At 47.1% G+C, this 23847-nt stretch carries 20 protein-coding genes and 1 pseudogene; 12 read left to right on the top strand and 9 right to left on the bottom strand.

The window, feature by feature from the left end; translation table 11 throughout:
- Nucleotides 1–18 precede the first annotated feature (18 nt).
- The 3 genes from ACFSUB_RS10380 to ACFSUB_RS10370 form a co-directional block, all read right to left on the bottom strand.
- A complete protein-coding gene (locus tag ACFSUB_RS10380; RefSeq protein WP_380713103.1) occupies nt 19–1296 on the bottom strand; it encodes a TRAP transporter large permease in 1278 nt (425 codons plus the stop codon).
- Entirely contained in the window at nt 1293–1814 is a 522-nt protein-coding gene (locus ACFSUB_RS10375; protein ID WP_380713102.1) for a TRAP transporter small permease, read from the bottom strand. The genes ACFSUB_RS10380 and ACFSUB_RS10375 overlap by 4 nt, the downstream gene beginning before the upstream one ends.
- An 81-nt stretch (nt 1815–1895) precedes the next feature.
- Entirely contained in the window at nt 1896–2963 is a 1068-nt protein-coding gene (locus ACFSUB_RS10370; RefSeq protein ID WP_380713101.1) for a TRAP transporter substrate-binding protein, read from the bottom strand.
- A 458-nt stretch (nt 2964–3421) separates the two neighbouring features.
- Between ACFSUB_RS10370 and ACFSUB_RS10365 the strand changes: the two genes are divergently transcribed.
- From ACFSUB_RS10365 to ACFSUB_RS10350, 4 genes are all read left to right on the top strand, one after another.
- Complete coding sequence (locus tag ACFSUB_RS10365; RefSeq protein ID WP_380713100.1) at nt 3422–3652, top strand: hypothetical protein; 231 nt, start codon at nt 3422–3424, stop codon at nt 3650–3652.
- Nucleotides 3642–5612: a methyl-accepting chemotaxis protein gene (locus tag ACFSUB_RS10360; protein ID WP_380713099.1), complete on the top strand. Its 1971-nt coding sequence runs from the start codon at nt 3642–3644 to the stop codon at nt 5610–5612. The genes ACFSUB_RS10365 and ACFSUB_RS10360 overlap by 11 nt, the downstream gene beginning before the upstream one ends.
- A 265-nt stretch (nt 5613–5877) precedes the next feature.
- Nucleotides 5878–6432 (top strand): DJ-1/PfpI family protein, encoded by a 555-nt coding sequence (locus ACFSUB_RS10355; protein WP_380713098.1) that lies wholly within the window; start codon nt 5878–5880, stop codon nt 6430–6432.
- An 803-nt stretch (nt 6433–7235) separates the two neighbouring features.
- Nucleotides 7236–8405: an IS256 family transposase gene (locus ACFSUB_RS10350; protein ID WP_380713097.1), complete on the top strand. Its 1170-nt coding sequence runs from the start codon at nt 7236–7238 to the stop codon at nt 8403–8405.
- A gap of 374 nt (nt 8406–8779) precedes the next feature.
- On the opposite strand, the gene ACFSUB_RS10345 is transcribed toward ACFSUB_RS10350, so the two are convergent.
- The 5 genes from ACFSUB_RS10345 to ACFSUB_RS10325 all read right to left on the bottom strand — a co-directional run bounded on the left by ACFSUB_RS10345 (nt 8780) and on the right by ACFSUB_RS10325 (nt 11951).
- Nucleotides 8780–9775: an NAD(P)/FAD-dependent oxidoreductase gene (locus tag ACFSUB_RS10345; RefSeq protein WP_380713096.1), complete on the bottom strand. Its 996-nt coding sequence runs from the start codon at nt 9773–9775 to the stop codon at nt 8780–8782.
- A gap of 16 nt (nt 9776–9791) precedes the next feature.
- Nucleotides 9792–10148, bottom strand: a complete 357-nt coding sequence (locus tag ACFSUB_RS10340) for a Rieske (2Fe-2S) protein (RefSeq protein WP_380713095.1) — start codon at nt 10146–10148, stop codon at nt 9792–9794.
- 19 nt (nt 10149–10167) lie between these two features.
- A complete protein-coding gene (locus ACFSUB_RS10335; RefSeq protein WP_380713094.1) occupies nt 10168–11205 on the bottom strand; it encodes an amidohydrolase family protein in 1038 nt (345 codons plus the stop codon).
- Between the two features lie 278 nt (nt 11206–11483).
- A complete protein-coding gene (locus ACFSUB_RS10330; RefSeq protein ID WP_380713093.1) occupies nt 11484–11726 on the bottom strand; it encodes a hypothetical protein in 243 nt (80 codons plus the stop codon).
- 30 nt (nt 11727–11756) lie between these two features.
- Nucleotides 11757–11951: a hypothetical protein gene (locus ACFSUB_RS10325; protein WP_380713092.1), complete on the bottom strand. Its 195-nt coding sequence runs from the start codon at nt 11949–11951 to the stop codon at nt 11757–11759.
- A gap of 275 nt (nt 11952–12226) precedes the next feature.
- Here ACFSUB_RS10325 and ACFSUB_RS10320 point away from each other — a divergent pair, with 275 nt between their 5' ends.
- The 8 genes and pseudogenes from ACFSUB_RS10320 to xylB all read left to right on the top strand — a co-directional run bounded on the left by ACFSUB_RS10320 (nt 12227) and on the right by xylB (nt 21336).
- Nucleotides 12227–12676, top strand: coding sequence for a DUF2188 domain-containing protein (locus ACFSUB_RS10320; protein ID WP_380713091.1), 450 nt, complete (start codon nt 12227–12229; stop codon nt 12674–12676).
- 484 nt (nt 12677–13160) lie between these two features.
- Nucleotides 13161–13325: pseudogene (locus tag ACFSUB_RS10315) on the top strand (xylose isomerase); the annotation flags it as partial.
- Between the two features lie 339 nt (nt 13326–13664).
- Nucleotides 13665–14963, top strand: coding sequence for an extracellular solute-binding protein (locus tag ACFSUB_RS10310; RefSeq protein WP_380713090.1), 1299 nt, complete (start codon nt 13665–13667; stop codon nt 14961–14963).
- Between the two features lie 67 nt (nt 14964–15030).
- The gene (locus ACFSUB_RS10305) at nt 15031–15969 is read left to right on the top strand and encodes a carbohydrate ABC transporter permease (RefSeq protein WP_380713089.1); all 939 of its coding nucleotides are present in this window, start codon (nt 15031–15033) and stop codon (nt 15967–15969) included.
- A 1-nt stretch (nt 15970) separates the two neighbouring features.
- Nucleotides 15971–16792, top strand: a complete 822-nt coding sequence (locus ACFSUB_RS10300) for a carbohydrate ABC transporter permease (protein ID WP_380713088.1) — start codon at nt 15971–15973, stop codon at nt 16790–16792.
- A gap of 20 nt (nt 16793–16812) precedes the next feature.
- Nucleotides 16813–18375, top strand: coding sequence for a glycoside hydrolase family 43 protein (locus ACFSUB_RS10295; RefSeq protein WP_380713087.1), 1563 nt, complete (start codon nt 16813–16815; stop codon nt 18373–18375).
- Between the two features lie 125 nt (nt 18376–18500).
- Nucleotides 18501–19823, top strand: a complete 1323-nt coding sequence (xylA, locus tag ACFSUB_RS10290) for a xylose isomerase (RefSeq protein WP_380713086.1) — start codon at nt 18501–18503, stop codon at nt 19821–19823.
- A 13-nt stretch (nt 19824–19836) separates the two neighbouring features.
- Nucleotides 19837–21336, top strand: coding sequence for a xylulokinase (xylB, locus tag ACFSUB_RS10285; RefSeq protein WP_380713085.1), 1500 nt, complete (start codon nt 19837–19839; stop codon nt 21334–21336).
- A 157-nt stretch (nt 21337–21493) separates the two neighbouring features.
- On the opposite strand, the gene yicI is transcribed toward xylB, so the two are convergent.
- Nucleotides 21494–23836 (bottom strand): alpha-xylosidase, encoded by a 2343-nt coding sequence (yicI, locus tag ACFSUB_RS10280; RefSeq protein ID WP_380713084.1) that lies wholly within the window; start codon nt 23834–23836, stop codon nt 21494–21496.
- Nucleotides 23837–23847 lie beyond the last annotated feature (11 nt).

The following is a 23847-nucleotide window of genomic DNA, read 5'->3' as shown; positions in this document are numbered from 1 at the left end:
TTCCCACCAATTCATGTCTTAGTCAAATAAATGGAGCAGAAACAGTGCTGATTCCGGAACATAGGTAATGATCAAAAGTGCTGCAATCTGAACGGCCAGAAATCGTTTCAGACCGGGAATCATTTCCACCATGTTCAATTTTGAAATCGTCTGGGTGACGAAGATATTGATACCAAACGGCGGAGTGTACATCCCGATGGCAAGGTTGCAGATCATCAGAATGCCGAGGTGGACCGGATCCACTCCGAGACCGGCTGCTGCCGGGAAAATCAGAGGCGCCACAATGATGATAGCGGCAATGCCTTCCATGAACATTCCCATGACAAGCAGGGCAATGTTGATAAGCAGAAGAAACAAAAGGACCGAACCGACGTGTTCGGTGACGTAACCGGCGATCTGCTGCGGGATACCTGATCTCGTCAGAAGCCAGCCGAGAATCTGCGCGGAGGCGACAAGTACAAGCACCTGGGCGGATGTCACGGCAGACTCGACACAGACGTCATAGAATTTTTTCCATGTCATTTCCCGGTACACAAACACACTGATGATCAGCGCATAAACCGCAGATATTCCGGCAGCCTCCGTCGGTGTGAAAATACCGGCGTATATCCCGCCAAGAATAATAACAGGAATCAAAAGCGCCCAGAACGCTTTCACCGTTGCCTGCATCAGTTCCCGGAAGGTGGCCTTTTTGTCCCGGGGAAGGTTCTGTTTTTTTGAATAAACATAAATATAGAGAATTGTCACAATGCCAAAAATCAGCCCCGCCCCAATGCCTGCGGTAAATAATTCACCGACCGAAACCGACGTCACGACGGAAGCGAGGACAATCAACGTGATACTCGGCGGTATAATAAGGGAAATCGATCCGGCAGATGCCAGCAGTCCGGCCGCAAAGGCAGGATCATATTTCCGGCGCACGAGCTCGGGGTACATAATTTTACCAATCGCAACAACGGTAGCCGGACTTGATCCCGACAGAGCTCCGAAAAACATGCTGGACACCTGGGTCGTCATCGCAACACCGCCGGCAAGGTGACCGACAAGCGCGCGGGCCCAGCGGAGAAGCCGGTCGGACAGGCCGCCGCCTTCCATAATATTGGCAGCAAGAATGAAAAACGGGAGGGCCATCAAGGCAAACTGGTCGAGCCCGGCAAACATGCGCTGCACGAGTATCATCGGCTCCGTGTTACTGAGGAACAGCACACTGAGAAACGAAGCCAGGCCGAGTGATACAAAAATCGGGGCACTGATGAATAACAGGGCAAGGATAAGAATGATCAGTAATGTAATCATACGGAATCTCCTTCCGTCATGTTGTTCAAGGATGGCTCGTCCTTCTCCATGAGCAGTTGAATCGAAAGCGTCACAAGATGAAGAATGGAGAGCAGGCATCCAATCGGGATGATCAGGTACACCCAGTAGATGGCGATTTCAAGAGATGGGGTAATCTGACCGGTATTCATGGAAAAGAGTACAAGTTCCATTCCGAAATACCCCAGGAAAATCAGAAACAGAATGGAAAGAACATGAACGATGAGCTGCAGTACTTTCGTGGCACGCTTGGATAAGTAATGAAGGATAAAATCAATGCCGACGTGAACTCCTTTACGGAAACAGATCGCCATTCCGATGAAAGTAATCCAGATCATGGCATACCGAATCAGTTCGTTGGCCCAGCTGGCGTTGGTGTCAAAGCCGAACCGCATGATGACGTTGAAGAACAAAACCGCTGTCGCAATGATAATCAGAAGGGCGATGACCGCCTCTTCTACTTTATAAAAATAGTGCAGACCTTTTTGTAAAGCGTTCATGACGGGCCTCCTTTCACAACATTCGTATAGGGAACAGAGAACCAGCAGCCTATCAGCGTACTGGTTCTCTGCGTCTTTTATTTATTCGCTCCGTACTTCGTTGATTTTTTCTTTCAGTTTACTGAGAATTTCCTGCTGGGACTCGTCCTGGACGATTTCATCATGAATCGGCTGGGAGGCTTCACGGAAATTCGCGATTTCCTCTTCGGTCAGCTCATAATATTCTGCCTCCGAGTCTTTAATGTTCTGGCGGTATTCGTCTTCGGTGGCGGCAAGATCTTCACGGGCCGCTTCCACGCCTGCTGCCTCTGCTTCTTTAACGGCTTCCTGTGTCTGTTCATTCAAGCCGTTGAACCAGCTTTGGTTAGCCATCAAGAGATAGGTCATGGTGCCGTGATAACTTTCGACGACGTAGTCCTGGACTTTATGAAAGTCGTTCAGGTAGATGGTCTGAAGCGGATTTTCCTGGCCGTCTACGACTCCCTGCTGCAGGGCGTTATAGACTTCTGCGTAGGCGACCGGTTCTGCACTGCCGCCCCATTCTTCATATTGTGTGATGAGAGCGGGAGATTCCATCGTTCTCATTGTGAGCCCTTCGAAATCGGAAGGTTCGTGAATTTCTGTGCCGCTCGTGGTAAAGAGTTTGAATCCACCGGGCCAGTAACCAAGGCCTTCGAAGCCGCCTTCATTCAATGTACCGAGTAATTCTTCCCCAACTTCGGAATCAAGGACTTCGTATTTCTGTTCATTGCTTGCCGGCCAGAGGTAAGGCAGGTCAATGAGTTTAACCGAATCGACAAACGGGGTGACGACAGCAGATGGCTGCATAGTGATGTCAATTTCGCCAAGCTGCGTCCCTTCCACCTGTTCACGGAGGCTGCCCATCTGTGAAGCCGGGTAGAGATCTACCGTGACACTTCCATCTGTCGCTTCTTCGATGTGGTCTTTAAATGCAACGGCTCCGGTGTGTTCCGGGCTGTCTTCAGGCTGGTTGTGACTGAATGTGATGGTCATGTTGTTATATCCTCCGCTGCCTGAATCTCCGGACGTGCCGCCTTCGCTTTCTTCCTGTCCGCCTCCGCCGCATGCAGTTAATGTAAGCATCAAGGCAAAAGCTGTTGTTCCCGCAAGTTTTGCTGGAATTTTCATTGTAATCCCCCTTATGAAATAGTAGAAAATAGTAGTGATGTAACGTCGTTAGACTAATCTTACAATTTAGACATTTTTATTTCTTTGTTGTTAACGACAATTTTAAACAAACTATTTTGTTTAAAATGACATAGTTAGACAACGTAATAAAGAATGTATTAGGTAGTATCCTCATAATCAAATGGGAATATAACTGACAAATCGGTGTTTCGAACATGTGGAAATCTTTTCTTGCAGCGATGGCGGAAAGACGGGGGTTCCGGCAATGTTGTTATATTATTTAACGAAGAATAATGGCGGGCGAAGTGTTTGACTTTTAATAGAAGACGAATACTGCGTCGGTAATATCTATATTTTTACAGTTACTTTTGACAGTTATCCTAATTTGCAAAGAGGATCTGGGTGATTTCTATCTCCGCAAACTGCGTATCATCCCCGCAGTTGACGGGATTCATTTCATGAACATTCATCATCCACTTGCTCCCTTCAAGATAAATATAGGTTATTTTTCGACAAAAAAACAAAAAAATTTATTTATTTCGTGTAAATCTTTAATCTTAGAACTTTATGCCGATAAAACGGATAGAAAATTTATTCAGTTTTCCATAAGGGGGAGCCAAAGTGAGGAAAAAAGAAAAACAGGAACAGCGGTCAAGCTGGTTGACGATAAGGGGATCAATGAAAAATAAACTGATGCTTTATCTGCTTCTGGTGGGATTGATACCGACGATTGCCATCGGTCTTTTTATCTACGACACGAGCACAGACGAAATTGTTGCAAAGGAAAGAGAAAATCTGGAGTCGCTGGCGGATACGACATCCGAGAGCATGGAGCAGTGGATTGATAAACGAATGTCAGAGCTGCAGCTGATGGCGCAGACCGAAGAGGTTATGTCGGCGGAAGAAGAACGGCAGATGCGGATGGTCCGGATTCTGAAAGACAGCGATGAGTCCTATGAGAATGTGGTCTTTACGGATGCTGAAGGGATTGTACGTGCCGATACGACAGAAGACAATATCGGTCAGCTTGATCTTAGTGAACGAGCGTATTATCAACAGGCTATGGAAGAAGAAAATGCGATTTCTGATGTGCTGGAATCCAAGGCGACCGGCAACCGGATTATCGTGCTCGCTACACCAGTGTATGACGAGTCGGACAATGTGATTGGCGTACTGAGCGCAGTGGCAAATTTTCAGGCATTAATTAATCAGTTTTTATCAGAAGACAATTTGAAGAAAGAGGGCCTTGCGCCGATTCTTGTCGATAACAGTAATACCATTCAGCTTCATCAGAACGAAGAGCTGATGGGTCAGTCACTCGACGAAGCAGATATTAGTGAGGAATACCGGCAGCGTTTGGAAGAAGGAAAAACGAATATCGGCTCGGAAGTGCTGCAGAGCCAGGATAAGGTGCTTGCCCATGCTCCGGTCGACATGGCGCAGTACGGCTTGTATTTTGCCGTCCCGATGAGCACGGTGCTTCATGTTACTGATTCGCTGCAGCTGCAGGCGGGGCTGATGATTGCAGCGGCGGCTGTCCTCATCATTGTACTGGCCTGGTTCATTGCCCGCTCCATCAGCCGGCCGATCCACAAAGTAAGTGAACAGGTACAGCTTGTTGCCGGTGGTGATTTGACCGGCGAAGACATACAGGTGAAATCCAGAGATGAAGTAGGCCGTCTTGCCGAGAATGTGAACACCATGAAAGAGCAGTTAAGAGGGCTGCTGTATCAGGTGAGAGAGAGTGCGGAAATGGTAAGTTCTTCCTCTGAACAGCTGCAGGCGGGATCGGAAGAAGCGAGTCGTGCTTCGGAGGAGATATCCAATTCCATTCAGGAAGTGGCGTCCGGATCCGAATCGCAGACCGAACGGATTAATGAAAGCGTGCAGACAATGGACGAAGTGTCCCAAGGTGTTCAGGATGTGGCTGAAAATGCGGCATCTGTTTCCGAAAATGCATCGTCTGCTCTGCAAAAGAGCAAAGACGGGGGAGAAAATGTGGGAGAGACACTGAATAAGATGCGCTCCATCGATGAATCGGTTCAGTCTTCCAATGAAGTGAATACGTCCTTGAACCAGCGTTCCAAAGAGATTGAAAATATTCTGCAGGTCATTACCAATATCGCGGAACAAACCAATCTCCTGGCGCTCAATGCAGCGATTGAAGCGGCACGTGCAGGAGAGAGCGGCAAAGGATTTGCCGTGGTGGCCGAAGAGGTCAGAAAGCTCGCCGAAGAGTCCCAGTCCTCTTCCCAGCAGATCGCCCATATTATTCAGGATATCCAGCACGACATCGAGAACTCCACGAAGTCCATTGAACAGGTGAGCAGTGAAGTGAAAGAAGGATTGACCCTGGCGGACGGCTCCCAGAAGAGCTTTGAAGAAATTCAAAGTTATATCGGAGCGGTGGCCGAACAGATTGAACAGATGGCGGCCACTTCCGAAGAAATTGCGGCCAGTTCCCAGCAGGTATCGGATTCCTTCCAGGACATCGCCCAGATTTCAAGAGATAATGCGGGACGCACCCAGAATGTGGCGGCGGCATCGGAAGAACAGTCGGCTTCCAGTGAAGAAATCGATTCTTCCGCCAAGTCCTTGAGCTCGCTGGCCGAAGATCTTCAGAACTCTGTGAACCAGTTTAAGTTTTAGAGAACAGGATTTCCGGCTCAAACAGTTACTTTTTCGAACGCCCGGCCGAAAAGTAACCCTTAGAATCGATGTAACCATCACATTCAGCTGTAAGGGATGACAAACTGACGGTTAGAATGATTCTAACCGTCACAATTTATCCCGGCAGTGCAGCAAGTGCATCTTACAGACCGCAGGTACATTTATAAATATGATGTAAAGATAGCTTGTGAATCCCAATGATGGTTTCCTTTCATGATATAATGATGGAAAAAGGAGGGATTCTATGGCTTCATCGAAAAAAATTCTTATTGTGACCGGAGACGCAGTGGAGGCGCTGGAAGTGTATTATCCGTATTTCCGCTGTCTGGAAGAAGGATTTGAAACGGACATCGCAGCACCTCATCAGAAGAAACTGAACACGGTGATTCACGATTTCGAAGACTGGGAGACGTACACCGAAAAGCGCGGGTACGGCATCGACGCAAACAAGACATTTGCTGATGTTCAAGCGGCTGACTACGACGGGCTGATTATCCCGGGTGGACGGGCTCCGGAACACATCCGCATGCATCAGGAACTGCTTGATATCGTTATCCATTTTTTTGATGAGAACAAGCCGATTGCCATCATGTGCCACGGCAGCCTTGTCCTCACACCGATTGCCGAAACAGTGAAAGGGCGGAAATTGACCGCGTATTCTGCGTGCAAGCCGGAAGTGGAAAGCATCGGGGCGGAATACGTGGATGAAATGGACTATGTGGACGGCAACCTTGTTTCCGGGCACGCCTGGCCGGACCTTCCCGCCATCATGCGCGAATTTGTGAAGCAGTTGAAATAAGAAAGAAAAAAGAGTCTGGGACAAAACCTTTATAATGTAGAAAAATGCCGAACGATTTTCTGGAATCGTTCGGCATGCTTCGTTTTGGGGTGCACCGCTGCGTGAAAAGGGAGAGAAATAGTCTCCAAGGCACTTCAGGGTATCCCGCAGCTTCTCAAACGTCGTTAAGCAAGTCGTCGGAGGCACTTTAGGGGGTTGGATGCCCCCGTAAACGTTATTAGGAATGATTCCCAAGGCACTTTAGAGGGTTCCGGATTCCCTTAAACGTCGTTGGACAAGATGCCTGAGGTATTTTACAGGATTTCGTGCATTATCCTGTGAAAGTACGTCACGTGCGGACGCCGGCCTCGCCGCACATTCTGCGGGGGACAGGCCAGTGCCGGTATTATTGTGGCAGCAGTACTCATTGTGATTTTGGTGGGGGCGGCAGGCTTTTTTGTGATTCGACGGAGACGGCGTACACCGGGAACACCCGATTCGTCATCTGAAGAATAAAGAGAAAGCAGTATTAAACAAACGTTTGATGAAATAGAATCTGAGACAAATTTTAAGTAATGAAGAGAGTTGTATCAAAAGGTACAGCTTCTTTTTCTATAGAAGAGAATGTGACGGCTTCGGCTGTTGGCGATCCGGACGGGTCACTGCCATAAATAAATAAGGGCGTAGTATCCATGGACTATCGTTTCGTGGACACTAAGCCGCTAAAATCGATTAAGTCCATATAATTGTGTAAAAAGAATGGGACATTTCCATTTCGTCTACAATGTTTTTAACACCAAAAAATTGTAAAGGAGAAATGGAATATGTCCCAATTACAGCTTAACCTAAATCTGGACGAGCTAAAAGACTATGTTGTGAATTCTGATTTGTTATCGGTTTACAAAGCTATGATCGTTCTTGTTTTGAATGAGTATATGGAAAAGGAGCGTGATGAGCACTTAAATGTCTCTCCTTATGAACGATCGGATCAACGACTGGATTTCCGAAACGGTTACTATGAACGGGAACTGGTGACCCATATCGGCTCCCTGCAGCTCAAAGTACCGCGCACACGGAATGGAGATTTTTCCACAGACGTTTTTGAGAAATATAAACGCTGTGATCAGGCTTTCACCCTGACGATGCTGGAGATGGTCGTTCAAGGGGTCTCCACGCGGAATGTGGACACTGTGGTGCGCCAGATGTGTGGCGAAACCGTATCGAAATCGTTTGTATCCACCCTGACAGCTAAACTGGATCCCATTGTACAACAGTGGACGAATCGTCCCTTAAACACCGAATACTACCCTTACATTTTCGTGGATGCCATGTATATTAAGGTACGGGAGCACCGTAAGGTGGTGTCCAAAGCGGTCTACATCGCTACCGCTATCCACGAAAAGGGCAAGCGGGATATCCTGGGGATGAAGGTGAGCCACGAAGAGAGTTATGAAGCTTGGAAAGAGTTCTTCGAGGAGTTGAAAGGGCGGGGACTGCAGACTCCACGCCTTATCATATCCGATGCCCATGCCGGATTAAAAAAAGCGGTTCAGAAGGAATTCATCGGAACCTCCTGGCAACGCTGTACGGTCCACTTTAAAAAGAATCTTATTCAGGGTATGCCGAAGAAAGATATAGGGGAAATAAAAAATGAACTCAAACACATCTTTGATGTGGATACACCGGAGAAAGCCCGGCAGCTCAAAGAAGACTTCGTGAAACGGTATAACGATCACCCCAAACTTCAAACTGTAATTAATAAACTGGAAGATGGGTTTGACGATGCGATTCAGTATATGAACGAGCCACTGAAGTTTCATGTCTATATTCGAAGCACCAATTCGCTGGAACGATTGAATCAGGAACTCCGCCGCCGCGAAAGGGTCATCCGCATTTTTCCCAACAGTCAATCAGCGTATCGCTTATTGGGCGCTGTATTAATGGATTACGCAGAGGTTTATCATAAAAAACGGCGACTGGTCGACACACTCTGACCCCCGCGACGCGGCGAGCGAGATGGGAGGGAGGGGAAGGGCCTTAAGGCCCTTCCCCTCCCTCCCATCAAAATCACCCCAAAATGAAGCGCCCGTTAAAAACGGTAGATGGTATTTTACACAAGATTAAGGGCTTGACTCTAAAATCAGGAGTCAGTGTCCACCGGCAAAAATCAAAGGACACTGGCAGTCGTTGGCGGTAGTCGTAGTTGTCCCCCGAACGTCCCTTTGTGGATACTACGTGTGCTGCCCCGTGGTTTAGTGTCCACGGAGCCTGGCTGCGGTCTAAAACCTCCGCTGTGACCAGTCCCGGATCCCGGCATAAAAAAAGAAACCCGCTGCCGGAATCCGGCGCGGGTTTGCATTACAGGATCTTACGAAAACAAACTTGTGCTGTGCTGCGGCTGTACTTTGGCTTTCGGGTCGATGAGGTGCTTGGCGTTATTCACGGCAATCGGCGCCTCACCAAATCCGGTAGCGATCAGTTTCACTTTTCCGTCGTACGTGCAGATGTCACCGGCTGCGTACAGTCCCTCGATGTTCGTTTCCATCCGGGAGTTCACGACGATGGAGTTCTTCTCCAGATCAAGACCCCATTCTTTGATCGGCCCGATGGAAGAAATGAAACCGTGGTTGACGATAACAGAATCGACATCGAGTCCTTCTTCTTCTTCGCTTTGAATGTTTTTCAGAACAGCTTTCTTGATTTTGCCGTCCTGGCTTTCAAACTTCGAGATTTCGGTCGGTGTTTTTACACTCATGCCGGACTGGAAAAGCTGTTCGACGCTGTGTTCATGGGCGCGGAATTTCTCGCGCCGGTGAACAATCGTTACGTTTTTCGCGATCGGCTCCAGCATCAGAGCCCAGTCCAGCGCGGAATCCCCGCCACCGGAGATAAGGACGTTATGGCCGGAGAACGCCTGTAGGTCATCGATGAAGTAATGAAGGTTTTTCCCTTCGAATTCCCGCGCTTCCTCCATCTTCAGACGGCGTGGTTCGAACGCACCAATGCCGCCTGTGACAACGACTGTTCTGGCGTAATGCGTTTTCTCATTGGTGGAAAGCTCGAAGCGTCCGTCGGCGTCTTTATCAATTTCCTGGACGGTTTCTTCGAGAACCACGGTCGGATCAAAGGCATAAGCCTGTTCGGCCAGGTCATCCACGAGTTTCTGCGCTTTCACTCCCGGAAAGCCGGCAACATCGTAGATATATTTTTCCGGGTAGAGAGTGGACAACTGTCCGCCTACCTGCGGCAGACTGTCGATCAACTTGACACTCATTCCCCGCATGCCTGCGTAAAATGCAGCAAACAGACCGGTCGGGCCAGCGCCGATGATTGCTATATCGTAAAGCTCTTCTTCATTGATCATTTAACATCACCCACTCTCAATTGTAAACAATTACGTAATTATTTTCGACTGATACGCCGAAATTTTTTACTTTATACTTTTCGTTAACGAGCATACGGCCTTCATTTTTTACATCAAATTCCCGGCCGTGCCACGGGCAGCGGAGGATATCTCCGTCTTTTTCGAAATTATATTCCCCGACGTTATCGGTAGGGGCGGGGGCTCCGCACAGTTTTCCTTTGGAAAGCGGGGCGCCCTGATGAATGCAGCGGTTCAAAAAAGCATAGTAGTGTCCGTCAGAAGCCCGGCAGACAACGATGGAGTGCTTGCCGAGTGTGCTTTCCATCATTTCTCCGGGCTGCAGGTCTTCTATATGGCAGACCGTTTGTTCCATGAACAGCACCTCCTGGTTCTTAAAATTTGGGATAAAAGTTACGTGCGTTTTCGGTGTAAAGTTTCTTTTTTAGATCGTCATCCAGATTCGGCGGAAGCGCTGCATCCGGCGAATCGAAATCCCAGTGCGGATAATCGGTCGAAAACGAAATAATCTCATCCGACCCGAGCTGATCGATAATCTGCGTGAGTTCTTTCTTCTTCATGCTCTCAAGCGGCTGCGTGGTAAACAGCATGTTTTCCCGCACAATATCGCTTGGCATCCGCTTCACCCACGGCACCTCATGACGGAGATCGGTATACTGCTGATCCATTTTATTCAAGAGAAAAGGAACATACGTGAAGCCGCCTTCAATCATAATCAGCTTCAGGTCCGGGAATTTATCGAATACGCCGTTAAAAATCATGTTTGTGATGACATTCATGTGGGACGTCGGGATCAGGGTGTGCCACTCGATAAAGTATTTCGGCCACTGTCCGTAATAAACCGGCGGCTCGTTGTGATGCATGCCGATTGCCAGGTTATGCCTCTGGGCCGCTTCAAAAATCGGATGGTAGTACGGATCGCCCCACAGCTTATCGTCGATTGGAAGCAGCACCTGTACCATTTTAGGGTGGGAGCCGACACGTTCTATTTCTTTCACCGCGTTCCAGGGTTCCTGAGCCGCAATATGAATGGACCCGTAAAGGCGTTCGTCCTGATCCAGCCATTTGTCAATCTGCCAGTTATTATACGCCGTGGCAAGAGCCGTCGCCATTTCATACCAGCCGTGCATGGAAGACGGGGAAGGGTCGAGAGCGCCGGTGAGTATCGCTTTTTCGTGATTGTTGGCATCCAGCAGCTGCTGCTGCATGAACGAAAGGTCCGTTCCCGCCGGGCGGCCGTCCGGGATGCGGGCATCAGCGCGGTCCACCCCGGCTACTGCAGGCTGTGTGTAAGGCATATGTTTTTCCTGTATCCAGTGGCAGTCTTCAATATATCTTTTCCAAGGCTGCTCCAGGTAAGGAAGCAGTTCGTCGTACATGACGCGTTCGTGTACATCGGTATCAATTAACATAGCGAATCTCCTCCTCGAGTTTCTCCCGCCGCGGGGAGCGCTTTTTTCTGATCAACTGGGAAACATCGTATCACAGCCGGTATTTTCCTCCAACGTTGATGACAGGCAGTCATAGATCATGAGAATGCTCAGTGAATCTCAGTGAGCTTCAGTGAAAAGCAGTGATAAGTTTTGAAAAAATATTTTTTACAAAACAAACAATGTTTTCGAAAAAAGCTCCCGTTTATCTGCTGGGGTAAACGGGAGCGGATCATGCTGTGCCAGTGGTGTCCAGTGTGTTAGAGCCGGAATTTCTTCGTTAAGCTGTTCAGCTCTTCCGACATTTGGGAGAGGGATTCGGCGTTTCCGGCGACTTCCTGCATAGCTGAGTTCTGCTGCTCGGCAGTGCCTGATACCTGCTCAATGCCGGCGGTTGTTTCTTCCGAGGTGGCGGTAATCTCTTCGCCGGATTCGCTGACTTTGGCGCTGTGGGCGGCGATGCTGGTTAAATTGGAACTAACCGTTTGGATGCGGTGCTGCATGGAGTCAATGGATTCATTGATTGCATCAAATTAATTCCGGTTCACCAGCAGTACAATCAAAACGCCCAGCAGCGTTGATATGACAATAGAATGTTCCGCCTGCGTCTCCGCGGCGCTCATATTACTCTGAACCTGCGTCAGCTGAAAGGAAACGATAATTGTAGAAATAGTGAACAGTACAATGGTCACTGTTAAAGCTGTTCCGAACTTTTTACCGATGTTCAAGTTATTCTATCGTTTTTTGAGCATGAAGGCTTTCTCCTACTCGAGGTCGGTATTAGATCCTGTATCCTGTTATTTTTCCAAATAAATGAAAAACTGCACATACTGTTGTGAAGGATAAATATCAAGGAGATGGAAATAGAAAGTAAATTTTTAATAAGATACTGGAAAAGATGGAAAAGTATCAGTATGATCCGGCCGGTATGGATAACAAGGTTTGAGAAAAGGGAGAACTGGTAATATATATTTATAAAAACAAGGAAAAAGGAGGAATCCTTATGCCCTGGACCATGAATGATTACCCTTCGTCGCTGAAAAACCTGGATAAGCCGGAACGTAAAAAAGCGATTGATATTGCGAATGCCATGATCGATGAAGGATACGAGGAAGGAACTGCGATACCGATTGCTACCGAACAGGCTAAAGAGTGGTATGACAATGCTTCCGCGGGTGAAATAGATGATTTTATGAAAGAGGCGGATCCGACCAACCGGGACGAGGAAGACAAACAGTACAAAAACCGGCCGGAACTTCTTGACCGGGCGGAAATGGTTGTCCCTCACGAAGACGGATGGGCAGTACAGGCAAATGGTGCTGAAAAACCGGCTGAAGTATTTGAACGAAAGTCCGACGCGGTGCAGGAAGCAAAAGACATTGCCGGTAACAAAGGAACAGAAGCAGTCATCTACAAAAAAGACGGTACAGAAGAGGACCGGCATTCCTACTGACATGAAAAAGCGCGTTTTAAGAGCCACCTAAGAAAAATATCCGCAGGATTGGAAGCACTCCGAAAGTTTGGTTTCAGACGGACTTTTGAGGTGCAGTACTTTCCGGCAGCGGACGGGGAAGGTTGTAACTATTGTACATAGACTTAGTTTATTCGATATATAAATAAAGCAACGAAGAGTAAAATACTATGTAAGCGCACGCCTGTTGATTTACTATATAAAGGAATGGGAAAGGATTCTATGAGGAGGGGGGATCTGTGATCAAAGCATGTATTCCCCCTTCTTTTTCGTTGGACGGAGCCGTTTGCCCGACTCCAGCGGGAGAAGCGTCAGCCGAAGATCACCGGGTGATTTTCCCGGTAGCTGAGGCGACGCCTGCGGAAAGCGGGCAAGAAGGGCGGAGTCCAACGAAACGCTTCCTATATTTGGATAATCAACAGCCGTGATGTAAGCGGTTTTTTAATAGTGAAGGAGGACTTGTTTTATGGAATATTTCAAAGACATCAGCCGGATTTCATATGAAGGACCGAAGTCTACTAATCCTTTTGCGTTTAAGTATTACAATCCAAAGGAAAAAGTACAGGGAAAGACGATGGAGGAGCATCTGCGTTTTTCCGTCGCGTACTGGCATACATTTGTAGATTTGGGCATAAAGTTTTTCTCCTCCTCTAGGCCGGTATTAGATCCTGCATCCATTTATTTTTCCAAATAAATGAAAAACCGCATGTACTATTGTGAAGGATAAATATTAAGATGGTATAAATAGAAAGTTAATTTTTTGAAAGATCACAGGGTGCGGAGAAAAATGCAGAAATTTAAAAAAACGCTTGTCATTCGATATTTCATAAGTTACTATAAATAATAACCAAACTAAGTTTATCCGATGAACAAACTTAGTTGATTTTTCTGAGAAGGGGGGATAAAGAGATAAGGGGTTTTTTTGATGTGCTTTGTAAGCGGTATCAAAAAGAAAAGGGAGGTTATTCGATTGAAAAAACAAGCTGTTGTTTTCTTTTGTTCGTTGATGGTTCTTGCTGCGGGATGCCAGCCTTCGTCAGAGAATGCGGAGACGCCGGACGGAGGATCAGACTCGGGGGGAAGTTCTGAAGACACTGTTTTATCTCTGTGGCATATTGAAACAGGGGAGGCAGAACAGGTGCTTCAGGAAGCGGCTCAACGGTTTGAACAAGAACATGATGGTGTCACCGTCGAGCTGAATCAATATCAGAACGATCCATATAAGGAACAGATTATCACGTCGATGGGCGGGGACTCTCCACCCGATATTTTCCACTCCTGGGGAGGTGGATGGCTGAAAAACTTTGTAGATTCGGATCAGGTGATGAATATCACAGAGGATATAAACACGGATAATTACCTGCAGACAGGACTGGATACGGTTACCTTTAATGATGAAATTTATGGAGTACCGGTCGGTATGGAACTGACGCCGGTCTGGTATAACACAGCTATCTTTGAGGAGTACGACCTTGAAGTTCCGGCGACGTATGATGATCTTCTTGGAATAGTAGAAACGCTGAGATCCAACGACATCATTCCATTTGCGCTGGCCAATCAGCCGCAGTGGCCCGGAGCCTTTTATATGATGTATCTGGCAGAAAGAATAGGCGGGCCTGATTTATTTAATGAAGCCTATAACCGCACCGGCCGGACGTTTGATGATGAAGCTTATATTGAAGGGGGACAGAAAATTCAGGAACTGGTTGATATGGGAGCCTTCCCGGATGGAGTCAATGGGATGAATTATGATAACGGCCAATCGAGACAGCTGATGTATTCCGGAGACGCGGCGATGGAAATCATGAACAGCGGCGCGATGTTAAATAATGTGAGAAAAGAAATGCCTGAGTTTGAAGAAAAATTAGACTATTTTCTTTTTCCTGAAGTAGAGGGAGGACAAGGAAGTCAAAATCACGCAGTTGGAGGGGTTAGTCCTGCCTTTTCTATTTCTTCCCAGACGGAGCACCCTGATCTTGCTCTTGAACTGTTGAAAGAATTGAGCAGTCAGGAGACTGCGCAGGGACTGGCTGATCGAAGCGGAAACATTTCAGCCGTTCAGGGTGTGGAATATGAAGATGGTTACATTGAAAGACTGAACAACACGCTGAATGAAGCAAACTATCTTCAGACGTTCTATGATCAGACCCTGCCGCCTGAGGTGGCGCAGGTACACTTAGACACAACTCAAGGACTGTTTGGAGACTCCATCACACCGGAAGAAGCAGCGCAGGAAGTCGAGCAGGCAGCGCAGGAAGTACTGGAATAACCATAATGCTGCATCGGGAAATATCGCTGCATCCTGATGCAGCCCTTACATAAGGGGGGAACTTCTTTTGTCTGAACACACACAGTCTCAGCAGGTGTATGCCGGTTCAGCAGCTTTTAGAAAAAAACAAAAAAGGAAAAAGACCTGGGTCATTATAGGTTTCATGGCTCCGGCGCTTATCATCTACGGGATGTATGTTATTTATGCGATAGGCATGACGTTTTACTACAGTACATTCGACTGGACAGGCATTGATGCCGATCTGGAATTTATCGGCCTCCAGAATTATATAGAGTTATTTAGAGATATGACATTCTGGCAGTCTTTGAAAAATAATACCCTTTTAATTGCCGCGTCATTGTTCACTCAAATTCCTCTCGGATTGGTTATGGCGCTGCTTCTTTTCAGTCCCGTGAAGGGAATGAGATTATTCCGAACGGTCTATTTTATGCCGTTTCTTATGTCGACGGTGGCAATCGGTATTCTTTTCATTTACATTTATGATGCCAATTTCGGTTTGGTCAACCAAGTGCTTGGATCCGTAGGTCTGGAATCGCTGCAGAGGGGCTGGCTGGGAAATGAGAACACAGCAATATGGGCTGTTATTGTAACGATATGCTGGCAGTTTGCTCCTTTTTATATGATTCTCTTCCGGGCTGCCATTGTGGGGATTCCCGAAGAATTATATGAAGCCGCTGATATTGATGGAGCTACCGGCTGGAAGCGGTTTTCAAGCATCACACTGCCGCTGTTAAAACCTATTATTGTTACCTCCGCCATATTGTCTATTATCGGAGCGCTTAAATACTTTGATCTCATTTACATTATGACCGGAGGCGGGCCGAATAACGCAACAGATCTGATGGCCACTTATATGTATGATCAGACCTTCACCAATTTCAATATGGGGTATGGAAGTACGATATCTTCCATGATGTTTATTATAGCTTTCATTGTAACTGTCATCATTATCACATTGGACAATAAACGAAAGGCGGATTACTAATATGCTGAAAAAGTTAAAACATATTCCGCTCTACGTTGTTGCGATTTTGATTCTATTGTTCACCGGTCTTCCGTTTTTCATTATGCTGAATACTTCTTTCAAGGAACAAGGGGAATTCAGTGCAGCTCCCTGGGCACTGCCTCAGAATTTCTCACTGGATAACTACACGGCCCTGTTTGAGACAAACTTCTTTCAATATTTCGGGAACAGCTTGTTTGTTTCTGTGATTTCGGTGGTGCTCGTCATTATCTTTTCAGCAATGGCAAGCTATCCGCTGTCCAGAATGAAATTTAAGTTAAATCGTCCGCTGCTGCTCTTGTTTATGGTCGGTATGATGATTCCTATTCATACGACCCTTATTCCGATATTTCTGTTAACCCAGAACCTCGGTTTGTACGACACGCTATGGGGATTGATAGGTCCGTACATTGCGTTTGCCCTGCCGATTTCCGTAGTCATTTACACTCAGTTCATGTCTGATCTTCCAAAGGAACTGGAAGAGTCGGCCAAAATTGATGGGTGCGGGCATTTTCAATTGTTCTGGAGAATATTGTTTCCTCTGCTCGTACCGGCAACATCAACTGTAGCTATTTACAACTTTATTCATATCTGGAATGAGTTTATTTTTGCGCTTGTGCTGACAAACTCGGATGAAGCAGCTACGCTGCCGATAGGACTGAGAGAGTTTTATGGAGAATTCTCGGTCAATATCCCAGGTCTGATGGCGGCACTGTCGATGGCAAGCATTCCATTGCTGCTTGTTTATTTTGTGGCTCAGGAAAAAATCATAAAAGGTCTCGCGGCCGGATCTGTAAAAGGATAAATGAAGAAAGGTGGACGCATATGAGAACAATTGAAAATCCAATTCTAACGGGTTTCCACCCGGATCCTTCCATTCTGAGAGTGGGAGATGACTATTACATTGCAACTTCCACCTTTGAGTGGTTTCCAGGGGTGGAACTGTACCACTCCAGAGATCTGCGCCATTGGGAGATGCTTCCTTCCCCATTGAACAGACGCTCACAGCTGGACATGATTGGAAACTGTGATTCAGGGGGAGTGTGGGCGCCATGTCTCAGTTATTCCGACGGGTTATATTATTTAATTTACACAGATATGAAAAGCAAGCATGGAGCTTATAAGGATTCCCACAATTACCTTGTTACGGCAGCTGATATCAAAGGCCCGTGGTCTGACCCGGTATACCTGAACAGCAGCGGGTTTGATCCTTCATTGTATCACGAAGAGGATGGTACAAAATGGCTTCTTAACATGTTGTGGGATTACCGCGCGGCCAACCACTCATTTGCCGGTATTGTAATACAGGAGTATTCCCGGGCAGAGCAGAGGTTGATTGGTCCTGTTAAAACCATATTCACGGGCACCTCCATTGGGTTAACAGAGGCTCCCCACATTTATAAACAAAACGGGTATTACTACCTTGTTACAGCTGAGGGCGGCACTGAATATGAGCATGCTGTTACGGTAGCGCGTTCCCGTTCTTTGTTCGGTCCTTACGAAGTGGATCCGGCCAACCCTGTTTTAACATCAAAGGATACCGATGCCTACCTTCAAAAAGCAGGACACGGCAGTTTGGTGCAAACGCAGGACGGGGCTTGGTATCTCGCTCATCTTTGCGGCCGTCCCGTGAAAAATAGACGCTGTATTCTGGGAAGAGAGACGGCACTGCAGAAGTGTTACTGGACAGAAGATGATTGGATCAGGGTGGAGGGAGGAAGCCGGCCGCAGACATTCGTTGAAGTGCCGGACCTTCCAGAGTTCTATCCGCAGACAGAAAGTAATAAAGATGATTTTACAGGAGAATACCTGAAGAAGTATTGGAAGTCTTTAAGACGTCCATTTACAGAAGAATGGATAACATGGAATGAACGCGAGGGATATTTACGGTTGAAAGGAGGGGAGTCTTTAAACTCGCTGCACCGACAGAGTCTTCTGGCCAGAAGGTTGAATAGTCTGGACACAGAGGTGGAAACGTGTGTGGATTTCCATCCGGTTACCTTTCAACAGATGGCCGGCCTTATCTTTTATTACGATACAATGGATCACGTATACCTTTTCGTCAGTCATGATGAAGAGGAGGGACGCTGTGTAGGAATGCTGCGGACAGTTTTTGGTGCATACGAAGAACCCACGGTACGAATATCTATTCCGGATGAAGGAGAAGTTTATTTAAAGGGTGTACTGCAACAGGAATGGCTGCAGCTCTATTACTCTGCGGATGGTAAGGTATGGCAGGCAGTCGGTGATTCTATGGATATCTCTCATTTATCCGACGACACAGCAGACGATGTTCGATTTACAGGGACATTTACAGGCATTTGCAGCCAGGATTTGAGCGGCACTAAGCTTGCTGCTGATTTTCGATATTTTGATTACAGGACGTAATAGTAAGCAGATAATAAAGTTGAACATCAATTTAAATTACCTTTGTTTATTTATTATACAAAGTATGTTTGGAGATTTAGAATATATTGTAAGTGGTTTTTTAATAGTGAAGGAGGACTTGTTTTATGGAATATTTCAAAGACATCAGCCGGATTGCATATGAAGGGCCGCGGTCCACGAACCCGTTCGCGTTTAAATACTACAATCCAAAGGAAAAAGTACAGGGAAAGACGATGGAGGAGCATCTGCGTTTTTCCGTCGCGTACTGGCATACATTTGTAGAGAATGGGTCGGATCCGTTTGGTGCCGGCACGATGGAGCGGCCGTGGGACGGATACACCGGTATGGACCTGGCCAAAGCGCGCGTGGAGGCGGCATTCGAATTTTTTGAAAAACTCGGTGTTCCGTATTTTTGTTTCCATGATGTGGATATCGCGCCGGAAGGGAATACATTAAGAGAAACAAACAGGAATCTCGATACCATTGTCGGCATGATCAAAGAGTACATGAAAGACAGTAACACGAAGCTGCTTTGGAACACGGCGAACAATTTCACGCATCCCCGCTTTATTCACGGTGCTGCGACGTCCAATAACGCGGATGTGTTTGCGTATGCCGCTGCCAAAGTGAAAAAGGGGCTTGAAATCGGCAAAGAGCTCGGCGGGGAAAATTACGTGTTCTGGGGTGGACGGGAAGGTTACGAAACGCTTTTGAACACAGATATGAAGCAGGAGCTGGATAATCTGGCCCGGTTCTTTCATATGGTGGTGGATTACGCAGAAGAAATCGGCTACGAGGGGCAGTTTCTGATCGAACCGAAGCCGAAAGAACCGATGAAGCACCTGTATGACTTTGATGTAGCAACGGGCTATGCGTTTCTGCAGAATTACGGGCTGACCGATCATTTTAAGTTCAACATTGAAGCCAATCACGCTACACTCGCGGGTCATACGTTTGAGCATGAGCTGCATTACGCCCGGATTCATAATATTCTCGGATCCGTGGATGCCAATCAGGGAGATTTGCTTCTGGGATGGGACACCGATGAGTTTCCGGCCGATCTCTATTCCTCGGTGCTTGCCATGTATGAAATTCTGAAAAACGGCGGGCTCGGTAAAGGCGGCCTGAACTTTGACGCGAAAGTACGCAGAGGTTCCTTTAAACCTGAAGATCTCTTCCACGCCCACATTTCCGGTATGGATACGTATGCTGCCGGATTGAAGGTTGCATCCCGTCTGCTGGATGATGGCGTACTTGAAGACATTACCGCCGAGCGGTACAGCAGCTACGGCGAAGGCATCGGCGCGGATATTGTAAATAACCGTACCGATATTCACAAATTGGAGGAACATATACTGGATGCAGGTTCGATTGAGCATCAATCCGGCCGTCTGGAAAAAATCAGATCGATCCTCAATCAATACCTGCTCACCGAATTTTCCCGGTAAAGGAGCATAAGATATGGACTATTTCATTGGAGTGGATCTTGGAACAAGTGCCGTCAAAGCAATGCTGGTAAGTGAACAGGGAGAGGTGTCGGACGAGGTAGCAAAACCCCTGTCCCTCATGCAGCCGCAAAACGGTTTCAGCGAACAGAATCCGGAGGAATGGGCCGAGCAGACCACACGTGCCCTGAAGGAACTGATAGAGAGATTCCCCCATGACGCAGCGAGTATCAAGGGTCTCAGTTTTTCGGGGCAGATGCACAGTCTTGTTTTACTCGATAAACAAAATGATGTGCTGCGTAACGCCATTCTCTGGAATGACACGAGAACGACAGCACAGTGCCGGGAGATAGAAGACGTTCTGGGAAAAGAACGTCTTCTGGACATTACAAAAAACCCTGCGGTGGAAGGCGTCACTCTTTCCAAAATGCTGTGGGTGAAAGAGCACGAACCCGAGATATGGGAGCAGGCCGCAACGTTTCTGCTTCCAAAAGATTATGTGCGTTACAAACTAACCGGGCGTATTCATATGGATTACTCCGACGCTGCGGGCACGCTGCTGCTCGATATTGTGGAGCGTACCTGGAGCCGGGACATGTGTGAAGCCTTTGAAATCGATCCCTCGTTCTGCCCGCCGCTGCTCGAATCCACTGCCCCTGTCGGCCCTGTGACAGAGGAAATATCCGAACGCACGGAGTTGTCCCGGGAAACACAGGTCATCGCAGGCGGCGCCGATAACGCATGCGGTGCTGTCGGCTCAGGCATTTTACAGGAAGGTAGAACGTTATGCAGCGTCGGCACGTCAGGAGTGGTACTGTCGCATGAAGAAGACGGATCAAAAAATTTCGGGGGCAGCGTGCATTACTTTAATCATGCGGCACCGGATGCGTATTATGCCATGGGTGTAACACTATCTGCCGGCAACAGCCTGCGCTGGTTCCAGGACGTTTTTGCACCCGGAGAGTCCATGGATGAAATGGTAGAAGGGGTGGAGGAGATCCCGCCAGGCGCCGTCGGACTGCTTTTCACCCCGTATCTGGACGGGGAGCGCACGCCGCATGCTGACGCCGATATACGCGCCAGTTTTATCGGAATGGACAGTTCGCATGGCAGAAAGGATTTCGTCCGGTCTGTGATGGAAGGCATCACGTTTTCTCTGAAAGAATCAGTGGACATCATCCGCAATCACGGCCGGGAGATATCATCTATCGTTTCTATTGGAGGAGGCGCGAAGAATGAAACCTGGCTGCAGATGCAGGCGGATATATTCGATGCCGATGTAATCAAACTGAACAGTGAGCAGGGACCGGGTATAGGAGCAGCCATGCTTGCGGCTTACGGAAGCGGAGCGTTTTCCAGTTTGCAGGAATGCTCCGAGGTTTTCCTTCAGGTAGACCGTGTGTTTTATCCAGACGCAGAAAGGCGCGAAACGTACAGAACCCTGCACGGCTTGTACCAGGAAGTGTACGAACAGACGAAAGAACTGAACAATAGACTGAAAGAATTTCGAACGTAAAAATGACAGGGAAAGACCCGGGAATGCTGGACTCCCGGGTCTTTTCTGTATCAGCAGGGGATGACCGGCTGTTTTGTTTACCGGACACTAATTCTTATTGTTGATCTGATAGTGGGATCGGCAGAAACTATAAAAAACTGGAAAAGAATGCTTTCGATTATACATGGGCTGGGTCAGCAGGGATTTTCAATGTTATTGATTTATCTAATGGCTCAGGAGTGAGAAGAATACCTTTTTCCACCTCATGAAAATGGGCATTTCTAACTTCAGAGACCGAATAGATATTGCGGAGAAGCACGTGCCAAGGTTTGGAGTCTGTAAGCATCTCGTTGGAAATCGTGATGCTATTGCCGGTTCGTACTGCCTCAGCATGCAATATTCTTTCTCCGTGGACGTTATAAACATCCGTTTCGGTTTCCTGGTTATTACCGAGGGCAAACAGATGAAACGTAACATCCTCTGCATAGTCATAATCCGGCTTCTGTTCGTTGTCTCCGACATGAAGAAGTGTATTTTCCCGAACAAAGAGAGGAAGATGAAAATAATCGTAGGCATCCTTGATCCAGGATCCTCCATAGATTTCTTCATTGGTTATCAAGTTTGTCCATGTGCCTTTGGGCAGGTAAGTGGAAGCAATGCCGTCTTCATTGAAAACAGGGCCCGCCAGGATGGAATCCCCCAGCATATACTGTGTATCGATAAAGGTGCACGAAGGATCTTCCGGGAATTCCATCATCATGGGACGCATGAGTGGAATACCAGTTTCGGAAGTCATGCAGGCGGACGTGAAAATATAAGGCATTAAGCGATGTTTTAGTTTTATAAAAAATCTGGTAACATCTACAGCTTCCTCATCAAAAAGCCATGGGACACGGTAGGAAGAACTGCCGTGCAGACGACTGTGCGATGACAACAAACCAAAAGCGGTCCACCTTTTAAAAAGGTCAGGAGCTGCTGTATTTTCAAAGCCGCCGATATCATGACTCCAATATCCGAATCCGGATGAAGTAAGGGATAAGCCTCCCCGGAGACTTTCCCCCATGGATTCAAAACTGGCAGAACAGTCTCCTCCCCAGTGAACGGGGAATTGCTGTCCGCCGGCCGTTGCGGATCTAGCAAATAAGACTGCTTGATGTGTACCTAATTTCCCGCGTAGAAGATCGAAAACCAACCAGTTGTACATTTGGGTGTAATAATTATGCATTTTATATGGATCGGACCCATCATAGTAGACAACATCTGTTGGTATTCGTTCTCCAAAATCTGTTTTGAAGCTGTCCACTCCCATATCTATAAGTGCCTCGAGTTTTTCTCTGTACCATGCTCTGGCATCCGGGTTTGTAAAATCTACAATTCCCTGTCCCGCCTGCCACAGATCCCACTGCCAGACATCACCATTCGGTCTTTTTAATAAATAACCATTATTCATTCCCTCTTCAAATAGTTCTGATTTCTGAGCAATGTATGGATTGATCCAAACGGAGATTTTCAGCCCCCTGTCTTTCAATCGTTTTAACATTTTTTCTGGTTCTGGAAATGTGCTGCGGTTCCATTTGAAATTACACCATTCATACTCCTTCATCCAAAAGCAGTCAAAGTGAAAAACGCTTAACGGGAGATCGCGTTTATGCATCTCGTCTATAAAATGGTTCACGGTCCCCTCATCGTAATCCGTGGTAAAAGACGTTGTTAACCACAGGCCGAAAGACCAGGCCGGTGGCAGGGCAGGCTTTCCTGTTAAGTCTGTATAATGTTTCAGTACGTCTTTAGGCGTGGGTCCGTTTATAATATAGTAATCCAGCTTTTCACCTTCCACACTGAATTGGGATTTTGAAACAATCTCAGAACCAACTTCAAAAGAAACAAGTTCAGGATGATTCACAAAAACACCATATCCATTATTGGAGAGATAAAAAGGTATGTTTTTGTATGCCTGTTCGGTGCTGGTGCCTCCATCTTTATTCCATATATCTACGGTCTGTCCGTTTTTCACAAAAGGAGTGAAGCGTTCTCCCAATCCATAAATATTTTCACCTACCCCAAGATTCAATTGTTCTCTCATATAAGTGCTGCCATCTTCAGAAGTAATATAAGCCAGGCTGTTCGGAGAACTATTTGTAAGGTTTTTGTTACCATTCAAGAAGTCTACACTCCATGTATCTTTATGAATACGGGCTTTTAGGCTGCCGCTTTGAAGCAGGGCAAAGCTTTCATTGTCTTCAATGATTGCTTCGGATGCATTTTCTGATAAGTCAAACCAGGGCCCTCGTTCTTTCTGTCCCTTGAAATGCCAAGCCTGCACCCGGATGACATTATTTAAGGGAGATGACACCTTTACGGTCAATAATGGCCCGTCGAGGGTGTCGCCACGGTGATTGATATACTTGCAGGGAGCATAGAAGGTAATGCTGTTATCTCCGCGCTGTACGTCATATACAAGTTTCGGTGTATGAATCTTATAACCAGGCTGTGTCAGCCAATTGCCGTCTGAAAATTTCATTCTTTCCATTC

The sequence above is a fragment of the Salibacterium lacus genome (assembly GCF_042684865.1).
Lineage (GTDB): Bacteria > Bacillota > Bacilli > Bacillales > Marinococcaceae > Salibacterium > Salibacterium lacus.
This window is presented reverse-complemented; position numbering and strand designations above follow the sequence as displayed.

Bases quoted from the DNA above. Each gene is read 5' to 3' on its own strand.
- ACFSUB_RS10380 (WP_380713103.1), bottom strand. From the start codon at position 1,296: ATGATTACATTACTGATCATTCTTATCCTTGCCCTGTTATTCATCAGT.
- ACFSUB_RS10375 (WP_380713102.1), bottom strand. From the start codon at position 1,814: ATGAACGCTTTACAAAAAGGTCTGCACTATTTTTATAAAGTAGAAGAG.
- ACFSUB_RS10370 (WP_380713101.1), bottom strand. From the start codon at position 2,963: ATGAAAATTCCAGCAAAACTTGCGGGAACAACAGCTTTTGCCTTGATG.
- ACFSUB_RS10365 (WP_380713100.1), top strand. From the start codon at position 3,422: ATGAACATTCATCATCCACTTGCTCCCTTCAAGATAAATATAGGTTAT.
- ACFSUB_RS10360 (WP_380713099.1), top strand. From the start codon at position 3,642: ATGAAAAATAAACTGATGCTTTATCTGCTTCTGGTGGGATTGATACCG.
- ACFSUB_RS10355 (WP_380713098.1), top strand. From the start codon at position 5,878: ATGGCTTCATCGAAAAAAATTCTTATTGTGACCGGAGACGCAGTGGAG.
- ACFSUB_RS10350 (WP_380713097.1), top strand. From the start codon at position 7,236: ATGTCCCAATTACAGCTTAACCTAAATCTGGACGAGCTAAAAGACTAT.
- ACFSUB_RS10345 (WP_380713096.1), bottom strand. From the start codon at position 9,775: ATGATCAATGAAGAAGAGCTTTACGATATAGCAATCATCGGCGCTGGC.
- ACFSUB_RS10340 (WP_380713095.1), bottom strand. From the start codon at position 10,148: ATGGAACAAACGGTCTGCCATATAGAAGACCTGCAGCCCGGAGAAATG.
- ACFSUB_RS10335 (WP_380713094.1), bottom strand. From the start codon at position 11,205: ATGTTAATTGATACCGATGTACACGAACGCGTCATGTACGACGAACTG.
- ACFSUB_RS10330 (WP_380713093.1), bottom strand. From the start codon at position 11,726: ATGCAGCACCGCATCCAAACGGTTAGTTCCAATTTAACCAGCATCGCC.
- ACFSUB_RS10320 (WP_380713091.1), top strand. From the start codon at position 12,227: ATGCCCTGGACCATGAATGATTACCCTTCGTCGCTGAAAAACCTGGAT.
- ACFSUB_RS10300 (WP_380713088.1), top strand. From the start codon at position 15,971: ATGCTGAAAAAGTTAAAACATATTCCGCTCTACGTTGTTGCGATTTTG.
- ACFSUB_RS10295 (WP_380713087.1), top strand. From the start codon at position 16,813: ATGAGAACAATTGAAAATCCAATTCTAACGGGTTTCCACCCGGATCCT.
- xylA (WP_380713086.1), top strand. From the start codon at position 18,501: ATGGAATATTTCAAAGACATCAGCCGGATTGCATATGAAGGGCCGCGG.
- xylB (WP_380713085.1), top strand. From the start codon at position 19,837: ATGGACTATTTCATTGGAGTGGATCTTGGAACAAGTGCCGTCAAAGCA.
- yicI (WP_380713084.1), bottom strand. From the start codon at position 23,836: ATGAAATTTTCAGACGGCAATTGGCTGACACAGCCTGGTTATAAGATT.